Below are 23,577 nucleotides of genomic sequence, written 5' to 3'. Positions count from 1 at the left end.
GGGTGGCACGTAGGATGTGCCGGTGCTGAAACGCAAGGAATTCGTAGTTGCTCTCCTTCTGACGATGCTGGTGTTCGGCACACCCGCACTGCTGGATGTGAGCATCTTGTCCGCCACGCGCTACGCCCTGTGGACACTCGTGTGGTCCGTCCTCGGTTACGCCGTGGTGAGCCGGCGCGTGGCAGGCAAGCTCGAGCGCTGGGTTCTCGGTTCCGTCGTCGGCGTGGCGGCGCAACTCGGGAACTGGGTCGTGTGGCAGACGATCGGTCTTCCACGTTTCACGGTGCTAGGCGCCCTGGTCGCGCTCGTGTGCGCGATTCTGCGGCTTCGTCGCACGTCACGGACTCGTCGCGAGGCCGGCCCGGCGGAGTCTGCCGATGCCGTGACGGCGACGCCCTTCAGTTCCCTGAACCTCCTCGTCGGCGCAACGGCCTGGATGGCCGTCGCCTTCATCGGATTCGCGCGCCACCAGTCCCGTCCGCCGGGTCCTAGCACCATGTATCAGGACCTGTACTGGCACCTCGGCATCGCTGCTGAACTGAAACGGTCTGCCCTCCCCACGATCCCTCAGGCAGAGGTCCTCGGCCGTCTCAACTATCACTGGCTGAGCGACGCGTACATGGCGTCCGGCAGCTTGGGTTCGTTCACTTCCACCGCAGACGTCGTGCTGCGCCTCTGGTACCTGCCCGTGGTCGCCTTGACGTTCGGCCTGTGCCTGGTCGTGGGCAAGCGACTCAGTGGGGGATGGGTTGCGGGCAACGTGACCATCCTGCTCACAGTGATCCCCGCGTCTGTGCTCCCCTTCGCCTGGATGGGCGGCGTGGGCCCCTCGTCCCCGTTCTTGTGGCTCAGCCCGTCACAGATCTTCGGCTTGGTCTTCACGCTCGCGGCGACATGGCTCTTCATTCCGGTACTGCGATCAGGGCGCCTCGGCGCCGGCGAGGCGGCCCTGCTCGTCGTCACGGTGTTCCTGTGCGCCGGAGCGAAGTCGAGCATCCTCCCCGTCTTCCTCGGAGGCGCCTTCTGCGTCGCACTGCTCTTCATCCGGCGCTCGCCGATCCGCCGCGGCGCGCTCATGGTGGGTGGCCTGTGCCTGGTCGGCATCGCGATGGCCGTGCCGCTCTTCGCCGGCGGTTCGGCCGGCTCCAAGATTCGGCTGCTTTCCAGCTTCCGACGCTTGAGCGCCTACCGGCAGTACGTCGGCCTCGACGTCCCGCTGGATCACGGTCCCTTCGTCATGCCGTATCTCGCCACAGGCGGAGTGCTCGTGCTCGTCGCTGCCCTGTGCATCGCACTGCTTGTGCAGTACGCCTATGTGGCAAGCAGCCTTTCCCTCGGTCGCACCTGGGTCGAGGATCCGCTCCCCGTCTTCTTGCTTGGTGGTTTCGCCGCGAGCATCGCAGCATTCCTGCTCATTGATCACACAGGCTTCTCGCAAGCCTATTTTCCGCTCGGTGCCCTCCCGCTGATCGCGCTGCTCGCCGGATGGGGCGTCGCGGCGGCGTGGGAGCGCGGTGGCTCCCGGCATAGGTGGGGTCGGATGCTGGCCGGTGCGGCGGCGGGTGCCGTGGTCATCGCGTTGATGCGCCTCGTCAGCGGATCGGAAGTGCCCGCGAAGAACTCGCTTCCGGCAGCAGTATTCGTCATCGCCTGCCTGGCCCTTGCAGCGGTCGTCGCGGCGATGGTGCTCCGGCGTCGTACGCCCGTGCTCGCGGTCGGTGCCCTGCTCGGGGCCGCCTTGGTGCAGCCGGCGATCACTACGGTGACCGCGTCGGTCGCCGCCGCGTCTTCGTCGCTCACCGACGACAAGCCTTGGACCGTCACCGCGCAGGAAACCGCCGCAGCAGAGTGGCTCAGGGTCCATTCGAACGAACACGACGTGGTGGCGACCAATGTGCATTGCCGCACGGTGACGGCAATCGCCAAGTGCGATTCGCGGGCTTATTGGGTCAGTGCCTTCACCGAACGCCGTGTGTTCATCGAGTCGTGGGGATACACGGACCAGGCCCAGCGCGACGCAGGCAAGGGGGGAGTGGCCGCTACGAACCAACCCTTCGCTGACCACGAGCTCTACATGACGAACGAGAACCTCTTCCACGCGCCGAGCGCGCAGGCCGTCGCACAGCTGAAGAGCCACGGCGTCCGTTGGCTGTTCGGTGATTCACGTGCGAGCAAGGTCTCGTCCGATCTGGACACGTTCGCGGAGCTTGCTCACCGGCAGGGAACCGTGTCGATCTACCGGCTGAGGTGATGTCGCGGAGTCCCCGTCCGGGAGCAGCTCAGAACTCGCGGTTCGCCTCGCTCGTTTCGAGCGAGTCGTAGGCGATGTAGTGCGTCGGCCGGGCCTGGAGCGACGTGTACATCCGGCCGACGTATTCACCGAGGATGCCGAGGCACAGCAGCTGGAACGCGCCGAAAACGCTGATGATCACGATGGTCGAGGCCCAACCGGTGATCGAGTGCCCCGACAGCTTGCTGATGATCGCGAAGAGCATAACGGCGAAGGCGATGACGAACCCGGCCAGGCCGAACCACGTGGCGAACCGCAGCGGTGCGTGGCTGACCCCGGTGATGGAGTCGAGGGTCAGCTTCAGCATCTTGCTCAGCGGGTACTTGGACTCACCGGCGGCCCGCTGCTCGCGCTTGTACCCCACCTCCGACGAGGGGAAACCCAGCGTTGGAACGGCGAGGCGAAGCACGCGGTTCTGCTCGGGCAGGGCGAGGACGGCGTCGACCGTCGCCCGGGACATCATGCGGAAGTCGCCGGCGTTCATCGCTCCCTGTGCGCCGAGCTTGTTCATCACCTTGTAAAAGCCCTCGGCGGTCGTGCGCTTGAAACGGGTGTCGGTGGAACGGTCGGTCCGCACGCCGTAGATGACATCGACATGTTCCCGCTTGCCGGTCTCGAGCATCTCCGCGATGACTTCGGGCGGATCTTGGAGGTCGGCGTCGATCGTGACCATCCAGTCGCCACGGGCGCGGGCAAGACCGGCGCTGATGGCAGCCTGGTGGCCGGAGTTGGCTCGCAGACGAACGACGCGCAGCTGATCCCAGTCCCTGCGGTATCGCTGAAGAAGAACCGCAGTCGCGTCCGCGGAGCCGTCATCCACGCACACGACTTCGTAGGCGACGCCCATCTCGTCCAGGACGGGGCGGAGGCGTTCCACGAAAAGGGGGAGGACATCCTCCTCGTTGAACATCGGCACGACGACGGAAAGCTCAGGTCTCACGTCGACCAGCATATTCGTCGCAGGCGCCACCACCGGTACGCCGCGCGGGGCGCGCTGCCGCGCCGGCACACCAGGCACACCAGGCGCAGCACACCGACAGCGTCGAGACACCCTGGCTGGCCCGGATGCGACGTGGAAGGATGGGGATGCCCGTCAGTGACCGGAAGGAACCCGATGACCCTGGCCGAGATGTCCGCTGCGCAGCTCGCGGACCTGCTTCAGGACCTGCGTGACGAGTACGAGCAGTTGAAGGGACGTGGCTTGTCGCTCGACCTGACGCGTGGCAAGCCTTCCTCGGCGCAGCTCGACCTTGCCAACGGGTTGCTGACGCTGCCGTCGACGACGAAGGACGAGTCGGGAGTCGACGTACGCAACTACGGCGGGCTCGCGGGCCTCCCTGAGATCCGCAGCATCTTCGCCGAACTGCTCGGTGTGGGGCTCGACCAGATCGTCGCGGGCAACAACTCGAGCCTCACGATGATGCACGACACCCTCGTGTACCACCTCCTGCGTGGCGGCCTCGACTCCCCGCGCCCCTGGGCACAGGAGGAGAAGGTTCGCTTCCTGGCCCCTGTGCCCGGCTACGACCGCCACTTCGCGCTCCTGGAGTCGTTCGGCATCGAGATGATCACCGTCCCGATGAACGACGACGGCCCCGACGCCGACGAGTGCGCCCGCCTCGTGGCGACCGACCCGAGCATCAAGGGCATGTGGGTCGTGCCCACCTACGCCAACCCCACGGGGGCCGTCTGCTCGCAGGAGGTCGCGGCCGCGCTCGCCGCGATGCCGACCGCAGCTCCCGACTTCCGAATCTTCTGGGACAACGCCTACGCCGTGCACCACCTCGACGGCGTGGAGGCCAAGACGGCGGACATCGTCAGCCTCGCGCAGGCCTCGGGTCACCCGAACCGCCCGATCATGTTCGCCTCGACGTCGAAGATCACCTTCGCCGGTGCCGGTGTCGCCTTCCTCGCGGGCTCGCGCGACACCGTGGCCTGGTACCTCGAGAACCTGGGCAACGGTTCCATCGGACCGGACAAGGTCAACCAGCTCGCCCACGCCGAGTTCTTCGGTGACGCAGCCGGGGTGCGCGCACACATGGCCAAGCACCGCGACATCATGGCGCCGAAGTTCGCCGCCGTCGGAGCAGCCCTCGAGGCTCGGCTCGGAAGCTACGACGTCGCGCGATGGAACACGCCGCACGGCGGCTACTTCGTCAACCTCGACGTCGTGCCCGGCACGGCCTCACGCGTCGTGGAACTCGCCAAGGAAGCCGGCATCGCGCTGACACCCGCCGGCTCGTCGTTCCCCTACGGCAAGGACCCGAAGGACGAGAACATCCGTCTCGCACCGTCGCTCCCTCCGCTCGACGAGGTACGCACGGCCATGGAGGGTGTCGCCCTCTGTGTGCTGCTCGCAGCGGCCGAGGCGAAGAACACAGCCTGAACACGACACACGACCGAACCACGGTCCTGTGCCGGGGTTCGACAGAACGGGCCCGCCCGGGGCGCACCGTGCTCGAACCGAGCGGTGCGCTCCGAGGTGGGCTCGGTCGGTGTGTGAGGGCAAGGCGCGGTGTGGCCATCGCCACGGCCGCCCCGATTTGGCCATCGCCGGGGCATCTGGCACTATGGACAAGTTGCTTGACGCGTGGTGAAGGTCCGTACCTGCACTGCCGCCTCTGAAACGCACCTGTTCTGCGCCTCCTGAAGGTGCGACCACCCCGAGCGGGTGACGTGCGATTCAGGGAAAGCGCAAGCACCGGCTGAAAAGCCCTCGCCTCCACGACGGAGGCGACGGCCCGAAGGGGTCGCGACACGCCCGAGCGCGTGGGTGGGGAGCCGGCACTGAACATGATTGGCGAGAAGAGAGACTCACGCGAATGGCGGGACAGAAGATCCGCATCCGACTGAAGTCGTATGACCACGAGGTCATCGACAGCTCGGCGCGCAAGATTGTCGACACGGTGACCCGTGCAGGCGCAACGGTCGTCGGACCGGTGCCGCTGCCGACGGAGAAGAACGTTTTCTGCGTCATCCGGTCGCCGCACAAGTACAAGGACAGCCGCGAGCACTTCGAGATGCGTACGCACAAGCGCCTCATCGACATCGTTGACCCGACGCCGAAGGCCGTCGACTCGCTCATGCGACTCGACCTTCCGGCTGACGTCAACATCGAGATCAAGCTGTAAGCGAGGGTTTGACTCATGACTGCAACCACTGAGCGCTCCGTGAAGGGGCTCCTCGGCGAGAAGCTCGGCATGACCCAGGTCTGGGACGCCGACAACCGCCTCGTCCCCGTCACGGTCGTCGCCGTCGGTCCCTGCGTCGTCACGCAGGTCCGTAACGCTGACGCCGACGGCTACAACGCGGTCCAGATCGGCTACGGCCAGATCGACCCGCGCAAGGTCACCAAGCCGCTGACCGGCCACTTCGAGAAGGCCGGCGTCACGCCGCGTCGTCACCTGGTCGAGCTGCGCACCTCCGACGCCGGCGAGTACTCGCTCGGCCAGGAGATCACGGCCGAGGCTTTCGAGGCCGGCCAGAAGGTCGACGTCGTCGGCCGCACCAAGGGCAAGGGTTTCGCCGGTGTCATGAAGCGTCACGGCTTCGCCGGTGTCTCGGCCTCGCACGGTGCGCACCGTAACCACCGCAAGCCGGGCTCGATCGGTGGCTGCGCCACGCCGGGTCGTGTCTTCAAGGGCATGCGTATGGCCGGTCGCATGGGCGGCGTTCGCCAGACCACCCAGAACCTCCAGATCCACGCCGTCGACGCCGAGAAGGGTCTGCTGCTCATCAAGGGTGCCGTTCCCGGCCCCGCGGGCGCTGTCGTTCTCGTGCGTACGGCACTCAAGGGAGCCTGAGCATGACTACCGTTGACATCCTGAGCCCTGAGGGCAAGAAGTCCGGTTCTGTCGAACTGCCGGCTGACATCTTCGACGTTGTCACCAACGTGCCGCTGATCCACCAGGTCGTGGTGGCTCAGCTCGCAGCAGCTCGTCAGGGCACGCACGCCACCAAGACCCGCGGCATGGTCCGCGGCGGTGGCCGCAAGCCTTACCGCCAGAAGGGCACCGGTCGCGCCCGCCAGGGCTCGACCCGCGCGCCGCAGTTCGCCGGCGGTGGCACCGTCCACGGCCCGCAGCCGCGTGACTACGGACAGCGCACGCCCAAGAAGATGAAGGCCGCCGCTCTGCGTGGCGCCCTGTCGGACCGTGCACGCTTCGAGCGCATCCACGTTCTCGAGTCGGTCGTCGCGGGCGAGACCCCGTCGACGAAGGCCGCCGCGAAGTTCCTCGCGTCGCTGTCCGACCGCAAGAACCTGCTCGTCGTCATTGATCGCTTCGACTCGGTCTCCGAGCTCAGCGTTCGCAACCTGCCGAACGTTCACGTTCTGTGGGCCGACCAGCTCAACACGTACGACGTGCTGTGCGCCGACGACATCGTCTTCACGAAGGCTGCGTTCGACGGCTTCGTCGCCGGCGGCGCCGCCGCTCAGAAGGTGGAGGAGGAGAACAAGTGAGCACGCTGAACAAGGACCCGCGCGACGTCATCATCAAGCCGGTGGTGTCGGAGAAGTCTTACGCGCTCCTCGACGAAGGCAAGTACACGTTCATCGTTGACCCCCGTGCGAACAAGACGGAGATCAAGATCGCCATCGAGCAGATCTTCGACGTCAAGGTCGCTTCGGTGCACACGCTGAACCGCAAGGGCAAGACGCGCCGTACGCGTTTCGGCATGGGTAAGCGCAAGGACACCAAGCGCGCCATCGTCTCGCTCACGGAAGGCAACATCGACATCTTCGGTCAGGCTTCCTGACCAATAGATGACGATCGCCGAATCAATCCAAGACTGAGGACGACTTAGACCCATGGCTATTCGCAAGTACAAGCCCACGACCCCCGGTCGTCGTGGCTCGAGTGTGGCCGACTTCGTCGAGATCACTCGCTCCACGCCCGAGAAGTCGCTGGTGCGCCCGCTCTCCAAGACCGGTGGCCGCAACGCTTCCGGTCGCATCACGACCCGTCACATCGGTGGTGGCCACAAGCGCGCCTACCGTGTGATCGATTTCCGCCGCGCGGACAAGGACGGTATCCCGGCCAAGGTCGCTCACATCGAGTACGACCCCAACCGCACCGCCCGCATCGCGCTGCTTCACTACGCCGACGGCGAGAAGCGCTACATCATTGCGCCGAACCGCCTCAAGCAGGGTGACCGCATCGAGAACGGCCCCGAGGCCGACATCAAGCCGGGTAACAACCTGCCGATGCGTCACATCCCCGTCGGTACGGTCATCCACTGCGTCGAGCTCCGCCCCGGCGGTGGCGCGAAGATCGCCCGTTCCGCGGGCGTTCGCGTTCAGCTCGTCGCCAAGGACGGCCCCTACGCCCAGCTGCGTATGCCCTCCGGTGAGATCCGCAACGTCGACGTCCGCTGCCGCGCGACGATCGGGGAGGTGGGTAACGCCGAGCAGAGCAACATCAACTGGGGTAAGGCCGGCCGCATGCGTTGGAAGGGCAAGCGCCCGACCGTCCGCGGTGTCGCCATGAACCCGGTGGACCACCCGCACGGTGGTGGTGAGGGTAAGACCTCTGGTGGTCGTAACCCCGTCAGCCCGTGGGGCCAGAAGGAAGGCCGCACCCGCCGCCCGAACAAGGACAGCGACAAGCTCATCGTGCGTCGCCGTCGCACTGGCAAGAAGCGCTGATAGGAGCCTTTCGAAATGCCTCGTAGCCTCAAGAAGGGCCCCTTCGTCGACGATCACCTCGCGAAGAAGGTCGAAGCCCAGAACGCCGCCGGCACGCAGAACGTCATCAAGACGTGGTCGCGCCGCTCGATGATCACCCCGGACATGCTCGGCCACACCCTGGCCGTGCACGACGGCCGCAAGCACGTCCCGGTCTTCGTGACCGAGAGCATGGTCGGCCACAAGCTGGGTGAGTTCGCTCCTACTCGTACCTTCAAGGGTCACGAGAAGGACGACAAGAAGGGTCGCCGTCGCTGACGCGGCGGGGGTACTCCACCATGACTGACGAAAGTAAAGGGACAGCGATGGAAGCCAAGGCGCAGGCGCGGCACGTCCGCGTAACGCCGATGAAGGCCCGCCGCGTCGTGGACATGATCCGTGGCAAGCAGGCCGCTGACGCGATCGCGCTGCTGCAGTTCGCTCCGCAGGCGGCCAGCGAGCCGGTTCTCAAGACGCTCAACAGCGCCATTGCGAACGCACGATTCACGGCGGACAAGAACTCCGTGGCCTTCGACGAGAACGCGTTGGTCGTCAAGACCGCGTTCGTCGACGAGGGTCCGACCATGAAGCGATTCCGTCCGCGCGCTCAGGGTCGCGCAAGCCGCATCCTCAAGCGCACGAGCCACATCACGATCGTTGTGGGCGAGCGCGACTCGAAGGGAGGTAACCGCTGATGGGTCAGAAGATCAACCCGAACGGTTTCCGCCTCGGTATCACCACCGAGCACAAGAGCCGCTGGTTCGCCGACTCGACCAAGCCGGGTCAGCGCTACAGCGACTACGTCAAGGAAGACGTCGCGATCCGCAAGCTCCTCTCCGAGGGCATGGAGCGCGCCGGCATCGCCCGCGTCGACATCGAGCGCACGCGTGACCGCGTTCGCGTCGACATCCACACCGCTCGCCCGGGCATCGTCATCGGTCGCCGCGGCGCCGAGGCCGACCGCCTGCGCGGTCGCCTGGAGAAGCTCACGGGCAAGCAGGTCCAGCTGAACATCCTCGAGGTCAAGAACCCCGAGGCCGACGCTCAGCTCGTCGCCCAGGGCATCGCCGAGCAGCTCTCGGCACGCGTGTCCTTCCGACGCGCGATGCGCAAGGGCATCCAGTCCGCACAGCGCGCCGGCGCCAAGGGCATCCGTGTCCAGTGCTCCGGCCGTCTGGGCGGCGCAGAGATGAGCCGTTCGGAGTTCTACCGCGAGGGTCGTGTGCCGCTGCACACGCTGCGCGCGAACATCGATTACGGCTTCTTCGAGGCCAAGACGACGTTCGGTCGCATCGGCGTCAAGGTCTGGATCTACAAGGGTGACCTGACGGCCAAGGAGCTCGCTCGCGAGCAGGCCGCCGCCCCGCAGCGTCCGCAGCGCGGTCGTCGTGGCGACGGTCCCCGCGGTGAGCGTGGAGAGCGCGGTCGCGGTCGCGGCCAGCGTTCGGAGCAGACCGCACAGGCGAACGACGTGGCCACCGAGACCACCGAGTCCGCCCCGAAGACCGAGGGAGCTGAAGCCTGATGCTTATTCCCCGTCGTGTGAAGCACCGCAAGCAGCACCACCCGAAGCGTACGGGTATGGCCAAGGGCGGCACCGAGGTGACGTTCGGCGACTACGGCATCCAGGCTCTCGAGCCGGCCTACGTCACCAACCGTCAGATCGAGTCCGCTCGTATCGCCATGACGCGCTACATGAAGCGTGGCGGAAAGGTGTGGATCAACATCTACCCGGACCGTCCGCTCACGAAGAAGCCGGCCGAAACCCGCATGGGTTCCGGTAAGGGTTCGCCGGAGTGGTGGGTCGCCAACGTCAAGCCGGGCCGCGTCATGTTCGAGGTCAACGGTGTGTCCGAAGAAGTTGCTCGTGAGGCCATGCGCCTGGCGATGCACAAGCTGCCGATGAAGTGCCGCTTCGTCGCGCGTGAAGGTGGTGACATCTGATGGCCAAGGGTTCGGAGGACCTGCAGCCGCAGGCACTGCGCGAGATGACGGACGAGGTGCTGGCTACGAAGCTCGCAGAGGCGAAGAAGGAACTCTTCAACCTGCGCTTCCAGTCGGCTACCGGCCAGCTCGAGAGCTCGGCACGTCTGCGTTCCGTCCGCACGGACATCGCGCGTATCTACACGGAGATGCGTGAGCGCGAGCTCAACATCGGCCGTGACGAGAAGGTTGGCTGAAGATGAACGACAAGCAGGAGACCGCCGTGAGCGAGAGCGTCGAGCGTAACTACCGCAAGACGCGCCAGGGCTACGTCGTCAGCGACAAGATGGACAAGACGGTCGTCGTCGAGGTCGAGGACCGCGTCAAGCACGCGCTCTACGGCAAGGTCATGCGCCGTAGCAGCAAGGTCAAGGCCCACGACGAGCAGAACAGCGCCGGCATCGGCGACCGTGTGCTCATCATGGAGACCCGCCCGCTGTCGGCAACCAAGCGCTGGCGCATCGTCGAGATCCTCGAGCGCGCCAAGTAAGCCGGATGGCACAGCCGGAGCCGGGGAAGTTCTGAGCCACGCACACCGCGGGGGACGAGGCAACTCGTCCCCCGCGGGAGGGCGCAGATTACCCCGGTTTTTGGCTGTGCGGACCGGTATGAGACCATTAAACGTTCCGCAAGGCTCGCTCAGGTAGGGCGAGAACCAGTGAGACGACAGGAGTAGAAACTGTGATTCAGCAGGAGTCGCGACTTCGTGTCGCCGACAACACCGGTGCCAAGGAGATCCTGTGCATCCGCGTGCTCGGTGGCTCTGGCCGCCGGTACGCCGGCATCGGTGACACCATCGTGGCCACCGTCAAGGACGCCATCCCCGGTGGCAACGTCAAGAAGGGTGACGTCGTCAAGGCCGTCATCGTTCGCACCAAGAAGGAACGCCGTCGCGCAGACGGTTCCTACATTCGCTTCGACGAGAACGCGGCCGTCATCCTCAAGGGCGACGGCGACCCGCGTGGTACGCGCATCTTCGGCCCGGTCGGGCGCGAGCTGCGCGACAAGAAGTTCATGAAGATCATTTCGCTTGCCCCGGAGGTGCTCTGAACCATGGCGGCCAAGATGAAGATCAAGAAGAACGACCTCGTCCAGGTCATCAGCGGCCGTTCCGAGAAGAACGGTGGCGACAAGGGCAAGCAGGGCAAGGTCATTGCCGTGTTCCCGGAGACGCAGCGAGTCCTCGTCGAGGGCATCAACCGCGTCACGAAGCACGTCAAGGCCGGTCAGCCCGGTGCCGGCACCGGCGGCCTCACGGTCGTCGAGGCGCCGATCCACGTCTCGAACGTGGCCCTGGTCGACCCTGAGACGAACAAGCCCACCCGTGTGCGCACCCGCGTCGAGCAGGTCGAGCGCGACGGCAAGACCAAGAACGTGCGTACCCGCGTGGCCGTGCGTTCCGGTAAGGACCTGTGATGTCTGAGACCACCAAGACCACCCCGCGTCTCAAGACGCGCTACGCCGACGAGATCAAGGGCCAGCTGCAGGGCGAGTTCAACTTCGCCAACGCGATGCAGGTTCCGGGTGTCGTCAAGGTCGTCGTCAACATGGGTGTCGGCGACGCCGCGAAGGACAGCAAGCTGATCGAGGGCGCCATCCGCGACCTCGAGGCGATCACCGGTCAGAAGCCGGCCGTCACCAAGGCGCGCAAGTCCATCGCTCAGTTCAAGCTGCGCGAGGGTATGCCCATCGGTGCGCACGTCACGCTGCGTGGCGACCGCATGTGGGAGTTCCTCGACCGTCTTGTCTCGGTTGCGCTCCCGCGTATCCGTGACTTCCGCGGCCTGTCGCCGAAGCAGTTCGACGGCAACGGCAACTACACGTTCGGTCTGAACGAGCAGTCGATGTTCCACGAGATCGACCAGGACAAGATCGACCGCGTGCGCGGCATGGACATCACCGTTGTGACCACGGCCGCCAACGACGACGAAGGCCGCGCCCTGCTGCGCGCCCTCGGATTCCCGTTCAAGGAGAAGTGACGATGGCGAAGACCGCACTGATCAACAAGGCGAACAAGAAGCCGAAGTTCGGCGTCCGTGCCTACACGCGCTGCCAGCGCTGTGGCCGTCCGCACTCGGTTTACCGCAAGTTCGGCCTCTGCCGTATCTGCCTGCGGGAAATGGCGCACGCCGGCGAGCTGCCCGGCGTCACCAAGTCCAGCTGGTAAGAACTCACAACTCCCACAATTCTCTCTACACCGTAGGTCGACCAGGACTGGTTGAAACCCCGGTGAGGAAGGGCGGAGAAGCCCAATGACCATGACCGACCCGATCGCGGACATGTTGACGCGAGTCCGGAACGCCAACTCGGCGCACCACGACTCGACGTCCATGCCGTTTTCGAAGCTGAAGTCCCACATCGCTGAGATTCTCGAGCGCGAGGGTTACATCGCCGGCTGGACCGTCGAGGACGCCCGCGTCGGCAAGACGCTCACGATCAACCTGAAGTACGGCCCGAACCGTGAGCGCGCCATTGCCGGCGTGCGTCGCGTGTCGAAGCCCGGTCTTCGCGTGTACGCCAAGTCCACGAACCTCCCGCGGGTTCTCGGTGGCCTCGGTGTTGCCATCATTTCCACGTCGTCCGGCCTCCTGACCGACAAGCAGGCAGCCGCGAAGGGTGTGGGCGGGGAAGTCCTCGCCTACGTCTGGTAAATCAGGAATTAGGAGGAGAAACAGATGTCACGTATTGGACGTCTCCCGGTTCCTGTCCCGTCCGGTGTCGAGGTGACCATCGACGGCCAGGACGTCACGGTGAAGGGCCCCAAGGGTACCCTCGACCTGACGGTTCCCGCGCCGATCACCGTCGCCAAGGGCGAGGACGGTTCCGTCGAGGTGACGCGTCCGAACGACGAGCGCGACTCGCGCTCGCGTCACGGCCTCACGCGTAGCCTTATCAACAACATGGTCGTCGGTGTCACCGACGGCTACACCAAGAAGCTCGAGATCCACGGCACGGGTTACCGCGTCACGGCCAAGGGCAGCGACCTGGAGTTCGCCCTGGGTTACTCGCACCCGATTCTCGTCAAGGCGCCCGAGGGCATCACCTTCGCCGTCGAGAACCCCACGCGCTTCTCGGTCTCCGGTATCGACAAGCAGCTCGTCGGCGAGATCTCGGCCAACATTCGCAAGCTGCGCAAGCCCGACCCGTACAAGGCGAAGGGTGTCCGCTACGAAGGCGAGCACATCCGCCGCAAGGTCGGAAAGGCTGGTAAGTAAGCCATGGCAAAGATCGTCAAGCGTTCTTCGTCCAAGTCCGCAGCTCGTGGCCGTCGCCACCTGCGTCTGCGCAAGAAGGTCACGGGTACGGCTGTCCGTCCCCGTCTGGTCGTCTCGCGTTCCAGCCGTCACGTCTTCGTCCAGGTCGTCGACGACACCGTCGGTAAGACGGTTGCGTCCGCTTCCACCATGGAAGCCGACCTGCGCACCTTCGACGGTGACAAGTCCGCCAAGGCCCGCAAGGTCGGTGAGCTCGTCGCCGAGCGCGCGAAGGCTGCCGGCATCGAGGCCGTCGTCTTCGACCGTGGTGGTAACCGGTACGCCGGTCGCGTCGCCGCGATCGCCGACGGTGCCCGCGAGGGTGGCCTGAGCCTGTGATGACCAACAAGAACAACGCCGAGAAGAGGAATGTCTGATGGCTGGACCCCAGCGTCGAGGCGCCGGTACCGCTCAGACGGGCGGCGAGCGCGACAACAACCAGCGTGACAACCGTCGTGACGGCGGTCGTCGTGACGGCGGCCGTGGCCGCGGTCGCGAGGAAGAGCGCAACCAGTACGTCGAGAACGTCGTCACCATCAACCGTGTCGCCAAGGTCGTGAAGGGTGGTCGTCGCTTCAGCTTCACCGCCCTCGTGGTCGTCGGTGACGGTGACGGCACCGTGGGTGTCGGATACGGCAAGGCCAAGGAAGTTCCGGCCGCCATCGCCAAGGGTGTCGAGGAGGCGAAGAAGAACTTCTTCCGCGTCCCGCGCATCCAGGGCACCATCCCGCACCCCGTCCAGGGTGAGGACGCCGCAGGCGTCGTCCTGCTGAAGCCGGCTTCGCCGGGTACCGGTGTCATCGCCGGTGGTCCGGTTCGCGCCGTGCTCGAGTGCGCAGGTATCCACGACGTCCTGTCGAAGTCCCTGGGTTCGTCGAACTCGATCAACATCGTCCACGCGACGGTCGCGGCCCTCAAGGGTCTCGAGCGTCCGGAGGCTGTCGCCGCCCGCCGTGGTCTGCCGCTCGACGCGGTTGCCCCGGCAGCGATGCAGCACGCGATGTCGGCAGGAGCTGATGCGTGATGGCTAAGCTCCAGGTGACCCAGATCCGTTCCGAGATCGGTGGCAAGCCGCAGCACCGCGAGACCCTGCGTTCGCTGGGCCTCAAGCGCATCGGCCACACGGTCGTCAAGGAGGACCGCCCCGAGTTCCGTGGCATGGTCCGCGCGGTCGCGCACCTCGTGACCGTCGAGGAGGTTGACTGACAATGGCTGACACCAAGGCAGCTACGGGCGGTTCGACCCTGAAGATCCACAACCTGCGTCCCGCCCCGGGAGCCAAGACCGCGAAGACCCGTGTCGGTCGCGGTGAGGGCTCGAAGGGTAAGACCGCAGGCCGTGGTACCAAGGGTACGAAGGCTCGTTACCAGGTTCCCGCCCGCTTCGAGGGTGGCCAGACGCCGCTGCACATGCGTCTGCCCAAGCTCCGCGGCTTCAAGAACCCGTTCAAGGTCGAGTACCAGGTTGTGAACCTGGACAAGATCTCGGCTCTCTTCCCGAACGGTGGCGACGTCGACGTCGCTGCGCTCGTCGAAAAGGGTGCGGTCCGCAAGGGCCAGCCGGTCAAGGTGCTCGGCACCGGTGACATCACCGTCAAGGTGAACGTCACGGCCCAGAAGTTCTCGGCTTCGGCCAAGGAGAAGATCGAGGCCGCCGGCGGTTCCGTCACCGCTGAGTGACGCACTGTTCGACCGATGAACCCCGGTCCGGGGGAGTCACGATGTGACCGCCCGGGCCGGGGTTCTTCGCATTACGGGGGAACGGACAGGTATCGTTCATCCGTTGATGCTTGCGCCCGGCGTACCCGCGCCCGAGTCGCGAACTCACCTGACGGCCTCCTGGCCCGACGGATCGATCCAAACACCTGCCACGTAAGCGCGTGGCGCAGGAGGTTGTAGTGCTCACCAGTTTTGGACGCGCCTTCCGGACGCCCGAACTGCGGAACAAGATCCTGTTCACGCTGGCCATCATGGCGCTGTTCCGGCTCGGGTCGCACATTCCGACGCCCGGCATCAGCTTCGACCTGGTGAAGAAGTGCCAGGAGGCGGCTACCGGATCGGGCAACCTCCTCGGCCTGGCCAACCTGTTCTCCGGTGGCGCGCTGCTCCAGCTGTCGATCTTCGCGCTCGGCATCATGCCGTACATCACCGCGAGCATCATCGTTCAGTTGCTCACCGTGGTCATTCCCCGCTTCGAGCAGTTGAAGAAGGAAGGCCAGAGCGGCCAGGCCAAGATGACGCAGTACACGCGTTATCTGACGATCGCTCTCGCTCTGTTGCAGAGCTCGACGCTCATCACGGCGGCCCGCAACCCGTCCTCGATCCTGGGTGGCTCGCCGGCGACGTGTTCGACGATCATGCCGGACGACTCGATCCCGACGATCCTCATCATGATCATCACGCTCACGGCGGCCACGGGCCTCATCATGTGGCTCGGTGAGCAGGTCACGGAGCGTGGAATCGGCAACGGAATGTCGCTGCTCATCCTCACCGCCGTCGCCGCCAGCGTGCCGCAGAGCATCTGGGCGATCCGCGATCAGGGTTGGGGCAAGTTCCTCATCGTCGTCGTCATGGGTTTGGCCATCACCACGGCCGTCGTCTTCGTCGAGAACAGCCAGCGTCGCATTCCGGTGCAGTACGCCAAGCGCATGATCGGTCGCCGTTCCTACGGCGGGACGACGACGTACATCCCGCTCAAGGTCAACATGGCCAACGTCATCCCGATCATCTTCGCGACGTCGTTGCTCTCGTTGCCCATGCTCGTCGCGCAGTTCCAGGGATCTTCGACCAACCCGCCGAAGTGGGTGGAGATCATCAACACCTACTTCGCGCGAGGCGACCACCCGCTGTACATGGCCGTGTACACGGTGCTCATCGTGTTCTTCACGTTCTTCTACGTCTCGATCACGTACCAGCCCGACGAGGTTGCCGACAACCTCAAACAGGCCGGCAGCTTCATCCCGGGCGTGCGCGCCGGATCCTCGACGGCGAAGTACCTCAGCTACGTGCTGAACCGCATCACGACGGTGGGTGCCATCTACATCGCGGTGCTTGCGCTCATTCCGCTCATCGCCCTCGCGCTCGTCAACGCGAACCAGAACTTCCCGTTCGGTGGCGCGTCGATCCTCATCCTCGTCGGTGTGGGTCTTGAGACCGTCAAGCAGGTCGACTCCAAGCTCCAGCAGCACAACTACGAAGGGTTCCTCCGATAATGCGACTCATCATTCTCGGCCCTCCCGGGGCCGGCAAGGGAACTCAGGCCGAGCGACTCGCGGCCGGACGCGGTATCCCGCACATCTCGACCGGTGACATCTTCCGGGCGAACATCAAGAACGAGACCGAGCTCGGTCTCAAGGTGAAGGACATCCTCGCCTCGGGCGGTTACGTCACGGACGAGATCACCAACGAGATCGTCAAGAACCGTCTGGCCGAGGACGACGCGAAGGCCGGCTTCCTCCTCGACGGCTACCCCCGCACGGCGAACCAGGTGGATGCTCTCGACGCCATGCTCGCGGAGAAAGGTGAGGCGCTCGACGCCGTCCTCGAGCTCACGGTCGACGCGGAGGAAGTCGTGCAGCGACTCGTCAAGCGCGCCGAGACCTCGGGTCGTAGCGATGACACCGAAGAGGTGATTCGCGAGCGCCAGGAGCTGTACGTGCGTGAGACTGCACCGCTCGCGGAGGCGTACACGCAACGCGGGTTGCTCGTGCAGATCGACGGCATGGGTTCCATGGACGAGGTCGAGGCTCGTATCAACGCGGCGCTCGATCAGGTTTCCTCGGCACGCTGATGTTCGGACGCACTCGCCTTCCCCTGAAGTCGAGCGACGACATCCGCGCGATGCGCCGGGCCGGTCTCGTGACCGGCTCGGCGCTTCGTGCGTCCGCGCTCGCCGCCCGTCCCGGCATGACGACGCAGGACGTCGACGCCGTCGCCCACGACCACATGCGTGAGCGTGGCGCCACGCCCTCCTTCCTCGGCTACCACGGCTTCCCGGCCACCTTGTGCATCTCGGTCAACGACGAGGTTGTTCACGGCATCCCCGGGCCCCGGGTCCTGAGCGAGGGCGACGTCGTCTCCCTCGACTGCGGTGCGATCGTCGACGGCTGGCACGGCGACTCCGCGCTGACGTTCGTCGTCGGCGCGAGCGACGACAACCCGGCCGGCGCCGCACGGGTTGCGGCTCGTCACGCGGGGGAGGACCCCCACCTCGACGAAGCAGGGCTGATCGCGGCCGCCGGGGGCGATGCCGTGCGTTCCCTCGTCCTCGCGACCGAAGGTTCGATGTGGGCCGGCATTCGAGCCCTTGCCGCCGGCAAGCGCCTCAACGACGTCGGCTCCCAGGTCGAAGCCGCCCTGCGCACGGGGTACGCCGAACTGGCCGACTTCGAGATCGTCGACGGGTACACGGGCCACGGCGTCGGGCGCGAGTTGCACCAGGAGCCGACGGTCTACAACGAGGCAGTCTCGGAGCGGCTGCCGAAGGTCGAGACCGGCCTGGTTGTCGCCGTCGAGCCGATGGTGACGCTCGGAACGTACGAGACCCACGAACTCGACGACGGCTGGACGGTCAAGACCGACGACGGCTCGCTCGCCGCCCACTTCGAGCACACGGTCGCCGTCACCGAGCGCGGCCTGTGGGTTCTCACCGCGCACGACGGCGGGCGCAGCGCGCTCGGCGACCTCTACGGAGGGCTCGACGACTGAGGTGTCCGTGCGCCCTCGCAGGCGTGTGCCTCGGCGCCCGCCGTCCCCGATTTGAGGATGGCGGACGCTGATCGTAGACTGGTGAACGGTCTGTTTGTCACACCCTGCCCGAACCTGGGTCACGGCGTGTCGCGGACCTGCACGAGATCACACCCAACCGGGGTGGGATCGCTCAGCGAAATGCGGAGGACATGGCCAAGAAGGACGGTGTCATCGAGATCGAGGGCACGATCGTCGAGGCTCTCCCGAACGCAATGTTCCGGGTCGAGTTGACGAACGGTCACAAGGTGCTCGCTCACATCTCGGGCAAGATGCGTCAGCACTACATCCGAATCCTCCCTGAGGACCGGGTCGTGGTGGAGCTCTCGCCGTACGACCTGACCCGCGGCCGTATCGTTTTCCGTTACCGCTGATTCAACCCAGTCCCTGGCCGGCGCGCTGCTCCCTCGCGGATGCAGCGCGGCTCGCGTGTCAGGGGCGCGATCGACAAGACAGCAGGCAGATGAAGGTTCAGCCGAGCGTCAAGAAGATCTGCGACAAGTGCAAGGTGATTCGCCGTAACGGGCGCGTCATGGTGATCTGCGACAACCTGCGCCACAAGCAGCGCCAGGGCTGATCATCCCCTAGAGCATCTTGCTCGCAGCGTCTTCCACAGGACGCAGCAAAAACAACTGCAGCACCCGGCCCCACTGGGCTCTGACGAGATCCGCACGCGGATCGTCGTCGAGATCTCATCAGAGCGATGGAAACAGCGATCTGTTCACGAGACACGCCAGTGGACGTCACCCCCGGCGCGGAGGCCGGGGACCCGCGGACCCGCCGACATCGGCAACGGGGTTCACGCCATAGCGGGACCGGTGTTGCTCCAGACCTCCGCTCATGATTCAGGAGAACTCATGGCACGTCTCATCGGTGTCGACCTGCCGCGCGAGAAGCGCGTCGAGGTCGGCCTCACTTACATCTTCGGCGTCGGACGCACCCGCGCTCAGGAGACGCTGGCAGCAACCGGCGTCAACCCGGACACCCGTGTCCGCGACCTCACCGAGGAAGATCTCGTCAAGCTGCGTGACCACCTCGAGGCCAGCTTCCGCCTCGAAGGTGACCTGCGCCGTGAAATCGCCGCCGACATCCGCCGCAAGGTCGAGATCGGTAGCTACGAGGGTCTGCGCCACCGCCGTGGCCTGCCCGTGCACGGTCAGCGCACCAAGACGAACGCTCGTACCCGCAAGGGTCCGAAGCGCACCGTGGCCGGCAAGAAGAAGGCCAAGTAAGTCACTCAGCTCACGCTGAGCACGACTACTTCCTCTAACGAGCGTCGAAACAGGAGATTCGAACTATGCCTCCCAAGAGCCGTACGGCCGCGGGCGCCAAGAAGGTGCGCCGCAAGGAGAAGAAGAACGTTGCTGCGGGCCAGGCCCACATCAAGAGCACGTTCAACAACACCATCGTTTCCATCACGGACCCCACCGGTGCCGTGATTTCGTGGGCGTCCGCGGGCCAGGTTGGCTTCAAGGGCTCCCGCAAGTCGACCCCCTACGCAGCGCAGATGGCCGCCGAGGCCGCCGCGCGTCGTGCCATGGACCACGGCATGCGCAAGGTCGACGTCTTCGTCAAGGGCCCGGGTTCCGGTCGTGAGACCGCCATCCGCTCGCTCACCGCAACCGGCCTCGAGGTCGGCGCGATCAGCGATGTCACGCCCACGCCGCACAACGGCGTCCGCCCGCCCAAGCGTCGTCGCGTCTGATCACCAGATCCGCACGACCTTCCTGACGAACTAGGAGACAACCCACCATGGCCCGTTACACCGGCCCGATCACCAAGAAGTCGCGTCGACTCAAGACCGACCTCGTCGGTGGCGACAAGAACTTCGAGATGCGCCCCTTCCCGCCCGGACAGCACGGCCGCGGCCGCGTCCAGGAGAAGGAGTACCTCCACCAGCTGCAGGAGAAGCAGAAGGCTCGCTTCACCTACGGCGTCATGGAGAAGCAGTTCATCCGTTACTACAAGGAGGCCGCGCGCCGTCCTGGTAAGACCGGTGAGAACCTGCTCGTCATCCTCGAGTCCCGCCTCGACAACGTCATCTACCGCGCAGGCCTTGCCCGCACCCGTCGTGCCGCTCGTCAGCTCGTGACGCACGGTCACTTCGAGGTCAACGGCAAGCGCGTCGACGTTCCGTCCTACCGCGTGGAGCAGTACGACATCATCACGGTCCGTGAGAAGTCGCGCGAGGCTTTCCCGATCCAGCTCGCTCGCGAGACGTTCGGCGAGCGTCCGGTTCCGGCGTGGCTGCACGTCGTGCCCGGCACGCTGCAGGTGCTCATCCACCAGCTGCCGACCCGTGAGCAGATCGACAGCCAGCTCACCGAGCAGCTCATCGTCGAGCTCTACTCGAAGAACTGATCCTTCTTCACGTCGGACGGCGGCAGGCCGCACCCAGTGCGCCCGCCGCCGTCCACCGGCCGGTTCGAGAGACAGAGCTCGTTCCGGCGCAGGACTCGATTCCTGCTCGTTCACCCGGCGTCAAATAGCGGTCGCCGTAGGAAAGGACATCGACAGTGCTCATCGCACAGCGCCCCACCCTGTCGGAGGAAGTTGTCTCCGAGAGCCGTTCGCGGTTCGTCATCGAGCCCCTGGAGCCGGGCTTCGGCTACACGCTCGGCAACTCCCTGCGTCGCACCCTGCTCTCGAGCATCCCCGGTGCCGCCGTCACCAGCCTTCGCATCGACGGTGTGCAGCACGAGTTCTCGACGATCCCGGGCGTCAAGGAAGACGTCACCGAGGTCATCCTCAACATCAAGGGTCTGGTCGTCTCCTCGGAGCACGACGAGCCCGTGGTGATGTACCTGCGCAAGCAGGGCCCCGGAGTGGTCACCGCCGCTGACATCGCGCCCCCGGCCGGTGTCGAGGTGCACAACCCGGACCTCGAGATCGCCACGCTCAACGACAAGGGCAACATCGAGATGGAGCTGACGGTCGAGCGCGGCCGCGGTTACGTCTCGGCAGCGCTGAACAAGTCGGCGGAGCAGGAGATCGGCCGCATCCCGGTCGACTCCATCTACTCGCCCGTGCTGGCCGTGACCTACAAGGTCGAGGCCACGCGAGTCGAGCAGCGCACCGACTTCGACAAGCTCATCGTCGACGTCGAGACGAAGACCTCGATGGCTCCGCGTGACGCCATGGCTTCGGCCGGTTCGACGCTCGTCGAGCTGTTCGGTCTGGCCCGTGAGCTCAACGTCGAGGCCGAGGGCATCGACATGGGCCCGTCGCCGACCGACGCCGCGCTCGCCGCGGACCTGGCTCTGCCGATCGAGGACCTCGACCTCACCGTCCGCTCCTACAACTGCCTCAAGCGCGAGGGCATCCACACCGTGGGTGAACTCGTGTCCCGCAGCGAGGCCGACCTGCTCGACATTCGTAACTTCGGTTCGAAGTCGATCCACGAGGTCGCCGACAAGCTCCGTGACATGGGCCTCCAGCTGAAGGACAGCCCGCCCGGGTTCGACGCCAGCGTCATCGCCGACCGCTACGACGAGGACGCCGACGGCGCGGACCTCGCCGAGGACGAGCAGTACTGAGCAGCTTTTCGGATCGCTCCGAGCCCACTCGGAGCGGACCGGTAGACCAAGGAGAAACACATGCCTACCCCCACGAAGGGTGCCCGCCTCGGCGGTAGCCCGGCGCACCAGCGGCTGATCCTGGCCAACATGGCCACGCAGCTGTTCGCCCACGACCGCATCACGACGACGGAAGCCAAGGCCAAGCGCCTGCGTCCGTACGCCGAGCGCCTCGTGTCGTTCGCCAAGCGCGGTGACCTCGCCTCGCGTCGTCGCGTCATGCGTTCGATCGGCGACAAGGGCGTCGTCCACCGCCTCTTCACGGAGATCGCGCCCGACATGGCCGAGCGTCCGGGCGGTTACACGCGTATCACCAAGATCGCTCCCCGTAAGGGCGACAACGCCCCCATGGTCGTCATCGAGCTCGTGCGTGAGGCCTACTCCGCCAAGCAGTCGACGGTCAAGGAGGCCGAGGCTGCCACGCAGCGTGCGGCCAAGGACGAGCAGGCCGCTCCGGCCGCGACTGAGGCTCAGAAGGTCGACGAGGCCTGAGCATCACGCTCGTGATTCCCGCCTTGCGGTGATCATCTCGGACGGAGCCCACCCTTCCTCTTCGGAGGTCGGGTGGGCTCCGTCGTTGTCGGTAGGCTTTCGCCCATGCGCTTTCGGATCGACTTCGCCTACGACGGCACCGAGTTCAGCGGGTGGGCGGCGCAGCCGGGGCGCAGGACGGTCGAAGGCGAACTGACCTCGGCGCTCGAGACGGTGTGCCGCGTCGACGGCCTCAAGCTCACCGTGGCCGGCCGGACGGATGCCGGTGTCCACGGCCGTGGGGGCGTCTGCCACGTCGACCTCGACCAGGTGGTGGCTGAGCGTCTTCCGGGACGCAGCGATCGCACGCCCGCCGAGGCGCTCGTCACCCGCCTCAACGGAGTTCTCGCGCCTGACGTCGTCGTGCGACGCGTGGCGAACGTCTCCGAAGACTTCGACGCGCGCTTCTCGGCGACACAGCGGCGCTATTCGTATCGCATCCTCGACCGACCGGAGCAGCTCGACCCGTTGCGCCGCCACGACACGGTCGTCGTGAAGCGGGGCCTTGACGTCGAGGCCATGAACGAGGCAGCCGCGCGACTCGTCGGGCTGAACGACTTCGCGGCGTTCTGCAAGAAGCGCGAGGGAGCCACGACGATTCGCACTCTCCTGCACTACGGCTGGAGCCGGGACGACGAGGGTGTCGTCGTCGGGCGGATCGAGGCCGATGCCTTCTGCCACTCGATGGTGCGGGCCCTCGTCGGCGCGGTGGTGCCTGTGGGGGAGGGGCGCAGGGATGTCGGCTGGCCACGCGAGGTGATGGCATCCGGCCGTCGTGACCCGGGCGTCGTCGTCATGCCGGCGCACGGCTTGTGCCTCGAGGAGGTCTCGTACCCGCCGGCCGAGGAGTGGGCAGCGCGCGCGGAGGCGTCGCGTGTCATGCGCGAGCTGCCACACGCCTGAGCTCAGCTCGGCGGCAGGGGCAGCGGGATGACGGTGACGGCCACCCGGCGAGCGCCGGGTGTACCTGCACCCATGCGGCGGTAGCGCCCGAGCAGCGCCTCCATCTCGGAACGCAGCGCGCTCATCTGCTCCTCGCTCACCAGGACGGGAGCGTCGAACGCGCGGCACTCCTCCTGCCACACGTAGGTCCAGCCCTCCTGCTCGTCGACCCAGGCGTGGGCGCGTTCGCTGACGTGGGTGACGTAGTCGTGCTCGAGCCACCGCGCGTCCTCCGCGTCGGCCTCGTCGATGAAGCCGAGAGCATCGGTCGTCGGACCGTCGTCATCGTCGGATTCGTCGTCGGCGATCGCCCACACCCGGGTCTTGGCGCTGCCGAGCCCGGTGTCCTCGACGAGGCCCGCCGATTCGAGGACACGCACGTGGTAGCTCGTGGCGCCGGTGTGTGTGCTGAGTGCGCGGGCGAGCTCGGCGGAGGTCGAGCCACCGTGCAGACGCAGATGGGCGAGGATGCGTGAGCGCAGAGGGTGAGCGAGCACTCGGTAGGTGTCTGCGGCAGCCGTGGGCTCCATGGCATCCAGGGTACGACGCGTGAAGATTTTGCACAAAAGTTGTGCAAAGAGTGACTCGTGCG

Annotated in this window: 36 protein-coding genes; 34 read left to right on the top strand and 2 right to left on the bottom strand. The window is 65.9% G+C overall.

Annotation, left to right across the window (positions count from 1 at the left end):
* Positions 1-250 precede the first annotated feature (250 nt).
* A complete protein-coding gene (locus tag K9D12_RS03415; protein WP_223059492.1) occupies positions 251-2,251 on the top strand; it encodes a hypothetical protein in 2,001 nt (666 codons plus the stop codon).
* Positions 2,252-2,279: 28 nt separating this feature from the next.
* On the opposite strand, the gene K9D12_RS03410 is transcribed toward K9D12_RS03415, so the two are convergent.
* The gene (locus K9D12_RS03410) at positions 2,280-3,242 is read right to left on the bottom strand and encodes a glycosyltransferase family 2 protein (protein ID WP_223059491.1); all 963 of its coding nucleotides are present in this window, start codon (positions 3,240-3,242) and stop codon (positions 2,280-2,282) included.
* A 162-nt stretch (positions 3,243-3,404) separates the two neighbouring features.
* Here K9D12_RS03410 and K9D12_RS03405 point away from each other — a divergent pair, with 162 nt between their 5' ends.
* From K9D12_RS03405 to truA, 33 genes are all read left to right on the top strand, one after another.
* Entirely contained in the window at positions 3,405-4,676 is a 1,272-nt protein-coding gene (locus tag K9D12_RS03405; RefSeq protein ID WP_223059490.1) for an aminotransferase class I/II-fold pyridoxal phosphate-dependent enzyme, read from the top strand.
* Positions 4,677-5,112: 436 nt separating this feature from the next.
* On the top strand, positions 5,113-5,421 hold the full coding sequence (gene rpsJ / locus K9D12_RS03400; protein ID WP_006946210.1) for a 30S ribosomal protein S10: 309 nt from the start codon (positions 5,113-5,115) through the stop codon (positions 5,419-5,421).
* A gap of 15 nt (positions 5,422-5,436) precedes the next feature.
* Positions 5,437-6,093: a 50S ribosomal protein L3 gene (gene rplC, locus K9D12_RS03395; RefSeq protein WP_193642425.1), complete on the top strand. Its 657-nt coding sequence runs from the start codon at positions 5,437-5,439 to the stop codon at positions 6,091-6,093.
* A 2-nt stretch (positions 6,094-6,095) separates the two neighbouring features.
* Positions 6,096-6,752 (top strand): 50S ribosomal protein L4, encoded by a 657-nt coding sequence (gene rplD, locus K9D12_RS03390; RefSeq protein WP_223059489.1) that lies wholly within the window; start codon positions 6,096-6,098, stop codon positions 6,750-6,752.
* Positions 6,749-7,048 (top strand): 50S ribosomal protein L23, encoded by a 300-nt coding sequence (gene rplW, locus K9D12_RS03385; RefSeq protein ID WP_193642423.1) that lies wholly within the window; start codon positions 6,749-6,751, stop codon positions 7,046-7,048. Before rplD ends, rplW begins: the two co-directional genes overlap by 4 nt.
* 52 nt (positions 7,049-7,100) lie before the next feature.
* Positions 7,101-7,937: a 50S ribosomal protein L2 gene (rplB, locus tag K9D12_RS03380; protein WP_047310390.1), complete on the top strand. Its 837-nt coding sequence runs from the start codon at positions 7,101-7,103 to the stop codon at positions 7,935-7,937.
* A 15-nt stretch (positions 7,938-7,952) separates the two neighbouring features.
* Positions 7,953-8,234 carry a 30S ribosomal protein S19 gene (gene rpsS, locus K9D12_RS03375; RefSeq protein WP_047310389.1) on the top strand — a complete coding sequence of 94 codons (282 nt, stop codon included), beginning with the start codon at positions 7,953-7,955 and terminating at the stop codon, positions 8,232-8,234.
* A 47-nt stretch (positions 8,235-8,281) separates the two neighbouring features.
* Positions 8,282-8,650 (top strand): 50S ribosomal protein L22, encoded by a 369-nt coding sequence (gene rplV, locus K9D12_RS03370; protein ID WP_047310388.1) that lies wholly within the window; start codon positions 8,282-8,284, stop codon positions 8,648-8,650.
* Entirely contained in the window at positions 8,650-9,480 is an 831-nt protein-coding gene (gene rpsC / locus K9D12_RS03365) for a 30S ribosomal protein S3 (protein WP_047310387.1), read from the top strand. The genes rplV and rpsC overlap by 1 nt, the downstream gene beginning before the upstream one ends.
* Entirely contained in the window at positions 9,480-9,899 is a 420-nt protein-coding gene (gene rplP / locus K9D12_RS03360) for a 50S ribosomal protein L16 (RefSeq protein ID WP_047310386.1), read from the top strand. The genes rpsC and rplP overlap by 1 nt, the downstream gene beginning before the upstream one ends.
* Positions 9,899-10,135 (top strand): 50S ribosomal protein L29, encoded by a 237-nt coding sequence (gene rpmC / locus K9D12_RS03355; RefSeq protein WP_047310385.1) that lies wholly within the window; start codon positions 9,899-9,901, stop codon positions 10,133-10,135. Before rplP ends, rpmC begins: the two co-directional genes overlap by 1 nt.
* Before the next feature lie 2 nt (positions 10,136-10,137).
* Positions 10,138-10,428: a 30S ribosomal protein S17 gene (gene rpsQ / locus K9D12_RS03350; protein ID WP_223059488.1), complete on the top strand. Its 291-nt coding sequence runs from the start codon at positions 10,138-10,140 to the stop codon at positions 10,426-10,428.
* 191 nt (positions 10,429-10,619) lie between these two features.
* Positions 10,620-10,988 (top strand): 50S ribosomal protein L14, encoded by a 369-nt coding sequence (gene rplN, locus K9D12_RS03345; RefSeq protein WP_006946197.1) that lies wholly within the window; start codon positions 10,620-10,622, stop codon positions 10,986-10,988.
* Positions 10,989-10,991: 3 nt separating this feature from the next.
* Entirely contained in the window at positions 10,992-11,354 is a 363-nt protein-coding gene (rplX, locus tag K9D12_RS03340) for a 50S ribosomal protein L24 (protein ID WP_047310383.1), read from the top strand.
* Positions 11,354-11,917, top strand: a complete 564-nt coding sequence (gene rplE, locus K9D12_RS03335) for a 50S ribosomal protein L5 (protein WP_047310382.1) — start codon at positions 11,354-11,356, stop codon at positions 11,915-11,917. Before rplX ends, rplE begins: the two co-directional genes overlap by 1 nt.
* A gap of 2 nt (positions 11,918-11,919) precedes the next feature.
* Positions 11,920-12,105, top strand: coding sequence for a type Z 30S ribosomal protein S14 (locus tag K9D12_RS03330; protein WP_047310381.1), 186 nt, complete (start codon positions 11,920-11,922; stop codon positions 12,103-12,105).
* Between the two features lie 85 nt (positions 12,106-12,190).
* Positions 12,191-12,589, top strand: coding sequence for a 30S ribosomal protein S8 (rpsH, locus tag K9D12_RS03325; protein WP_047310380.1), 399 nt, complete (start codon positions 12,191-12,193; stop codon positions 12,587-12,589).
* 24 nt (positions 12,590-12,613) lie between these two features.
* Positions 12,614-13,153: a 50S ribosomal protein L6 gene (rplF, locus tag K9D12_RS03320; RefSeq protein WP_118912233.1), complete on the top strand. Its 540-nt coding sequence runs from the start codon at positions 12,614-12,616 to the stop codon at positions 13,151-13,153.
* A 3-nt stretch (positions 13,154-13,156) separates the two neighbouring features.
* Positions 13,157-13,531: a 50S ribosomal protein L18 gene (gene rplR / locus K9D12_RS03315; RefSeq protein WP_187035886.1), complete on the top strand. Its 375-nt coding sequence runs from the start codon at positions 13,157-13,159 to the stop codon at positions 13,529-13,531.
* 37 nt (positions 13,532-13,568) lie between these two features.
* Positions 13,569-14,216 carry a 30S ribosomal protein S5 gene (rpsE, locus tag K9D12_RS03310; protein ID WP_047310377.1) on the top strand — a complete coding sequence of 216 codons (648 nt, stop codon included), beginning with the start codon at positions 13,569-13,571 and terminating at the stop codon, positions 14,214-14,216.
* Positions 14,216-14,398 carry a 50S ribosomal protein L30 gene (gene rpmD / locus K9D12_RS03305; RefSeq protein WP_047310376.1) on the top strand — a complete coding sequence of 61 codons (183 nt, stop codon included), beginning with the start codon at positions 14,216-14,218 and terminating at the stop codon, positions 14,396-14,398. Before rpsE ends, rpmD begins: the two co-directional genes overlap by 1 nt.
* 2 nt (positions 14,399-14,400) lie before the next feature.
* The gene (gene rplO / locus K9D12_RS03300; RefSeq protein ID WP_047310375.1) at positions 14,401-14,871 is read left to right on the top strand and encodes a 50S ribosomal protein L15; all 471 of its coding nucleotides are present in this window, start codon (positions 14,401-14,403) and stop codon (positions 14,869-14,871) included.
* A 218-nt stretch (positions 14,872-15,089) separates the two neighbouring features.
* On the top strand, positions 15,090-16,403 hold the full coding sequence (gene secY, locus K9D12_RS03295) for a preprotein translocase subunit SecY (RefSeq protein WP_187035884.1): 1,314 nt from the start codon (positions 15,090-15,092) through the stop codon (positions 16,401-16,403).
* The gene (locus K9D12_RS03290) at positions 16,403-16,981 is read left to right on the top strand and encodes an adenylate kinase (RefSeq protein ID WP_193642422.1); all 579 of its coding nucleotides are present in this window, start codon (positions 16,403-16,405) and stop codon (positions 16,979-16,981) included. Before secY ends, K9D12_RS03290 begins: the two co-directional genes overlap by 1 nt.
* Positions 16,981-17,898 (top strand): M24 family metallopeptidase, encoded by a 918-nt coding sequence (locus tag K9D12_RS03285; protein WP_129664302.1) that lies wholly within the window; start codon positions 16,981-16,983, stop codon positions 17,896-17,898. The genes K9D12_RS03290 and K9D12_RS03285 overlap by 1 nt, the downstream gene beginning before the upstream one ends.
* A gap of 191 nt (positions 17,899-18,089) precedes the next feature.
* Positions 18,090-18,311, top strand: a complete 222-nt coding sequence (gene infA, locus K9D12_RS03280; RefSeq protein ID WP_006946284.1) for a translation initiation factor IF-1 — start codon at positions 18,090-18,092, stop codon at positions 18,309-18,311.
* Between the two features lie 89 nt (positions 18,312-18,400).
* Positions 18,401-18,514 carry a 50S ribosomal protein L36 gene (gene rpmJ / locus K9D12_RS03275; protein ID WP_007928044.1) on the top strand — a complete coding sequence of 38 codons (114 nt, stop codon included), beginning with the start codon at positions 18,401-18,403 and terminating at the stop codon, positions 18,512-18,514.
* A 280-nt stretch (positions 18,515-18,794) separates the two neighbouring features.
* A complete protein-coding gene (rpsM, locus tag K9D12_RS03270) occupies positions 18,795-19,169 on the top strand; it encodes a 30S ribosomal protein S13 (RefSeq protein WP_047310371.1) in 375 nt (124 codons plus the stop codon).
* Between the two features lie 65 nt (positions 19,170-19,234).
* On the top strand, positions 19,235-19,642 hold the full coding sequence (gene rpsK, locus K9D12_RS03265) for a 30S ribosomal protein S11 (RefSeq protein ID WP_047310370.1): 408 nt from the start codon (positions 19,235-19,237) through the stop codon (positions 19,640-19,642).
* Between the two features lie 47 nt (positions 19,643-19,689).
* On the top strand, positions 19,690-20,298 hold the full coding sequence (gene rpsD / locus K9D12_RS03260) for a 30S ribosomal protein S4 (RefSeq protein ID WP_047310369.1): 609 nt from the start codon (positions 19,690-19,692) through the stop codon (positions 20,296-20,298).
* Between the two features lie 155 nt (positions 20,299-20,453).
* On the top strand, positions 20,454-21,473 hold the full coding sequence (locus K9D12_RS03255) for a DNA-directed RNA polymerase subunit alpha (RefSeq protein WP_223059487.1): 1,020 nt from the start codon (positions 20,454-20,456) through the stop codon (positions 21,471-21,473).
* 60 nt (positions 21,474-21,533) lie between these two features.
* Positions 21,534-22,004, top strand: a complete 471-nt coding sequence (rplQ, locus tag K9D12_RS03250) for a 50S ribosomal protein L17 (protein ID WP_047310367.1) — start codon at positions 21,534-21,536, stop codon at positions 22,002-22,004.
* Positions 22,005-22,109: 105 nt separating this feature from the next.
* Complete coding sequence (gene truA / locus K9D12_RS03245; RefSeq protein ID WP_223059486.1) at positions 22,110-22,946, top strand: tRNA pseudouridine(38-40) synthase TruA; 837 nt, start codon at positions 22,110-22,112, stop codon at positions 22,944-22,946.
* 2 nt (positions 22,947-22,948) lie between these two features.
* On the opposite strand, the gene K9D12_RS03240 is transcribed toward truA, so the two are convergent.
* The gene (locus K9D12_RS03240; RefSeq protein ID WP_223059485.1) at positions 22,949-23,515 is read right to left on the bottom strand and encodes a helix-turn-helix domain-containing protein; all 567 of its coding nucleotides are present in this window, start codon (positions 23,513-23,515) and stop codon (positions 22,949-22,951) included.
* Between the last annotated feature and the right edge of the window lie 62 nt (positions 23,516-23,577).

It is taken from the genome of Dermacoccus sp. Tok2021 (assembly GCF_019895135.1).
Lineage (GTDB): Bacteria > Actinomycetota > Actinomycetes > Actinomycetales > Dermatophilaceae > Dermacoccus > Dermacoccus abyssi.
This window is presented reverse-complemented; position numbering and strand designations above follow the sequence as displayed.

Bases quoted from the DNA above. Each gene is read 5' to 3' on its own strand.
- rpsC (WP_047310387.1), top strand. From the start codon at position 8,650: ATGGGTCAGAAGATCAACCCGAACGGTTTCCGCCTCGGTATCACCACC.
- rpsE (WP_047310377.1), top strand. From the start codon at position 13,569: ATGGCTGGACCCCAGCGTCGAGGCGCCGGTACCGCTCAGACGGGCGGC.
- rpmD (WP_047310376.1), top strand. From the start codon at position 14,216: ATGGCTAAGCTCCAGGTGACCCAGATCCGTTCCGAGATCGGTGGCAAG.
- infA (WP_006946284.1), top strand. From the start codon at position 18,090: ATGGCCAAGAAGGACGGTGTCATCGAGATCGAGGGCACGATCGTCGAG.
- truA (WP_223059486.1), top strand. From the start codon at position 22,110: ATGCGCTTTCGGATCGACTTCGCCTACGACGGCACCGAGTTCAGCGGG.
- rpsM (WP_047310371.1), top strand. From the start codon at position 18,795: ATGGCACGTCTCATCGGTGTCGACCTGCCGCGCGAGAAGCGCGTCGAG.
- rpsH (WP_047310380.1), top strand. From the start codon at position 12,191: ATGACCATGACCGACCCGATCGCGGACATGTTGACGCGAGTCCGGAAC.
- K9D12_RS03330 (WP_047310381.1), top strand. From the start codon at position 11,920: ATGGCGAAGACCGCACTGATCAACAAGGCGAACAAGAAGCCGAAGTTC.
- rpsK (WP_047310370.1), top strand. From the start codon at position 19,235: ATGCCTCCCAAGAGCCGTACGGCCGCGGGCGCCAAGAAGGTGCGCCGC.
- rpmJ (WP_007928044.1), top strand. From the start codon at position 18,401: ATGAAGGTTCAGCCGAGCGTCAAGAAGATCTGCGACAAGTGCAAGGTG.
- rplO (WP_047310375.1), top strand. From the start codon at position 14,401: ATGGCTGACACCAAGGCAGCTACGGGCGGTTCGACCCTGAAGATCCAC.
- rplR (WP_187035886.1), top strand. From the start codon at position 13,157: ATGGCAAAGATCGTCAAGCGTTCTTCGTCCAAGTCCGCAGCTCGTGGC.
- rpmC (WP_047310385.1), top strand. From the start codon at position 9,899: ATGGCCAAGGGTTCGGAGGACCTGCAGCCGCAGGCACTGCGCGAGATG.
- rpsQ (WP_223059488.1), top strand. From the start codon at position 10,138: ATGAACGACAAGCAGGAGACCGCCGTGAGCGAGAGCGTCGAGCGTAAC.
- rplC (WP_193642425.1), top strand. From the start codon at position 5,437: ATGACTGCAACCACTGAGCGCTCCGTGAAGGGGCTCCTCGGCGAGAAG.
- rplV (WP_047310388.1), top strand. From the start codon at position 8,282: ATGGAAGCCAAGGCGCAGGCGCGGCACGTCCGCGTAACGCCGATGAAG.
- K9D12_RS03410 (WP_223059491.1), bottom strand. From the start codon at position 3,242: ATGCTGGTCGACGTGAGACCTGAGCTTTCCGTCGTCGTGCCGATGTTC.
- rplQ (WP_047310367.1), top strand. From the start codon at position 21,534: ATGCCTACCCCCACGAAGGGTGCCCGCCTCGGCGGTAGCCCGGCGCAC.
- rplE (WP_047310382.1), top strand. From the start codon at position 11,354: ATGTCTGAGACCACCAAGACCACCCCGCGTCTCAAGACGCGCTACGCC.
- rplB (WP_047310390.1), top strand. From the start codon at position 7,101: ATGGCTATTCGCAAGTACAAGCCCACGACCCCCGGTCGTCGTGGCTCG.
- rplP (WP_047310386.1), top strand. From the start codon at position 9,480: ATGCTTATTCCCCGTCGTGTGAAGCACCGCAAGCAGCACCACCCGAAG.
- rpsJ (WP_006946210.1), top strand. From the start codon at position 5,113: ATGGCGGGACAGAAGATCCGCATCCGACTGAAGTCGTATGACCACGAG.
- rplX (WP_047310383.1), top strand. From the start codon at position 10,992: ATGGCGGCCAAGATGAAGATCAAGAAGAACGACCTCGTCCAGGTCATC.
- K9D12_RS03285 (WP_129664302.1), top strand. From the start codon at position 16,981: ATGTTCGGACGCACTCGCCTTCCCCTGAAGTCGAGCGACGACATCCGC.
- rplD (WP_223059489.1), top strand. From the start codon at position 6,096: ATGACTACCGTTGACATCCTGAGCCCTGAGGGCAAGAAGTCCGGTTCT.
- K9D12_RS03290 (WP_193642422.1), top strand. From the start codon at position 16,403: ATGCGACTCATCATTCTCGGCCCTCCCGGGGCCGGCAAGGGAACTCAG.
- K9D12_RS03240 (WP_223059485.1), bottom strand. From the start codon at position 23,515: ATGGAGCCCACGGCTGCCGCAGACACCTACCGAGTGCTCGCTCACCCT.
- rplF (WP_118912233.1), top strand. From the start codon at position 12,614: ATGTCACGTATTGGACGTCTCCCGGTTCCTGTCCCGTCCGGTGTCGAG.
- rpsD (WP_047310369.1), top strand. From the start codon at position 19,690: ATGGCCCGTTACACCGGCCCGATCACCAAGAAGTCGCGTCGACTCAAG.
- rpsS (WP_047310389.1), top strand. From the start codon at position 7,953: ATGCCTCGTAGCCTCAAGAAGGGCCCCTTCGTCGACGATCACCTCGCG.
- K9D12_RS03405 (WP_223059490.1), top strand. From the start codon at position 3,405: ATGACCCTGGCCGAGATGTCCGCTGCGCAGCTCGCGGACCTGCTTCAG.